Annotated in this window: 1 protein-coding gene and 1 pseudogene; both read left to right on the forward strand. The window is 72.9% G+C overall.

Translation table 11 applies throughout. The features are described 5' to 3' along the window. Positions 1 to 374: pseudogene (locus tag N4P33_RS35210) on the forward strand (Ppx/GppA family phosphatase); the annotation flags it as partial. A gap of 190 nt (positions 375 to 564) precedes the next feature. Then, positions 565 to 1,398 (forward strand): sugar phosphate isomerase/epimerase, encoded by an 834-nt coding sequence (locus tag N4P33_RS35215; protein WP_260830980.1) that lies wholly within the window; start codon positions 565 to 567, stop codon positions 1,396 to 1,398. The last annotated feature ends 69 nt before the right edge of the window (positions 1,399 to 1,467 follow it).

Raw genomic sequence — 1,467 nt, forward strand, 5'->3', positions numbered from 1 at the left:
GCACCGAGATCGCCCGCACGGTCGGCGAGTTCAGCCGCTTCGGCACCCCGGACCACGTGGTGGCGACCTCCAAGACCTTCAAGCAGCTGGCCCGTATCGCGGGCGCCGCCCGCTCCGCCGAGGGGCCGTACGTCCAGCGCGAGCTGAAGCGCGAGTCCCTGGAGGGCTGGGTGCCGAGGCTGGCCGCCATGACCGCCGGCGAGCGCGCCGAGCTGCCCGGCGTCTCCGAGGGCCGCGCGGGCCAGCTGCTCGCGGGCGCGCTGGTCGCGGAGGCCGCGATGGACCTCTTCGGCGTGGAACGCCTGGAGATCTGCCCGTGGGCCCTGCGTGAGGGCGTGATCCTGCGGCGGCTGGATCACATGGATCAGGGGTAGGGGCGCCTTCGAGCTCAGGGGGTAGAGGACCTTAGAGGCGAGCGGCCGGGCAATGCGGGCCGTGTCTCTGCGAGGCCCCACCAGCCAGGGCACGACCAGCCACGACGCGGCCGCACTCGCCTATGGCATCCACCACAACGGCGATAAGGCGCCCACCCCTCACCCGACCCCACCCCGTAACCTGTCCCTCATGGCGAAGCCCCTCGTGCGCGTCCCGGACGCGAAGGTCGCCCTGTCGACGGCCTCCGTCTACCCGGAGTCGACGGCGACGGCCTTCGAGATCGCCGCACGCCTCGGGTACGACGGCGTCGAGGTCATGGTGTGGACCGACCCGGTCAGCCAGGACATCGAGGCCCTGCGCCGGCTCAGCGACTACCACCGCATCCCGATCCTCGCCGTGCACGCCCCCTGCCTGCTCATCACGCAGCGCGTGTGGTCCACCGACCCGTGGACCAAGCTCCAGCGGGCCCAGGCCGCCGCCGAGAAGCTCGGCGCGAGCACCGTCGTCGTCCACCCGCCGTTCCGCTGGCAGCGGCAGTACGCCCGTGACTTCGTGGACGGCATCTGGCGGATGGCGAACGAGACGGATGTGAAGTTCGCCGTCGAGAACATGTACCCCTGGCGCTACCGCGACCGCGAGATGCTCGCCTACGCGCCCGACTGGGACGTCACCAAGGACGACTACCGCCACTTCACGATCGACCTCAGCCACGCCGCGACCGCCCGCACCGACGCCCTGCAGATGATCGACCGCATGGGCGACCGGCTCGGCCACGTCCACCTCGCCGACGGCCGCGGCTCGGCCAAGGACGAGCACCTCGTCCCCGGCCGCGGCACCCAGCCCTGCGCCGAGGTCCTGGAACACCTCGCCGTCACCGGCTTCGACGGCCATGTGGTGATCGAGGTCAACACCCGCCGCGCGATGTCGAGCGCCGAGCGGGAGGCCGACCTGGCGGAGGCGCTGGCCTTCACCCGCCTGCACCTGGCCTCGGCGGCCTCCCCGGCGGAGGCCCCACGCCGATGACCGACCGCCCAGCCCCCGGCGGGCGCCCGGACACACCGCCTCCCGCCCAGCCGCAGCCGCCGGCTTCGG

This window comes from Streptomyces sp. 15-116A (assembly GCF_025290915.1).
Lineage (GTDB): Bacteria > Actinomycetota > Actinomycetes > Streptomycetales > Streptomycetaceae > Streptomyces.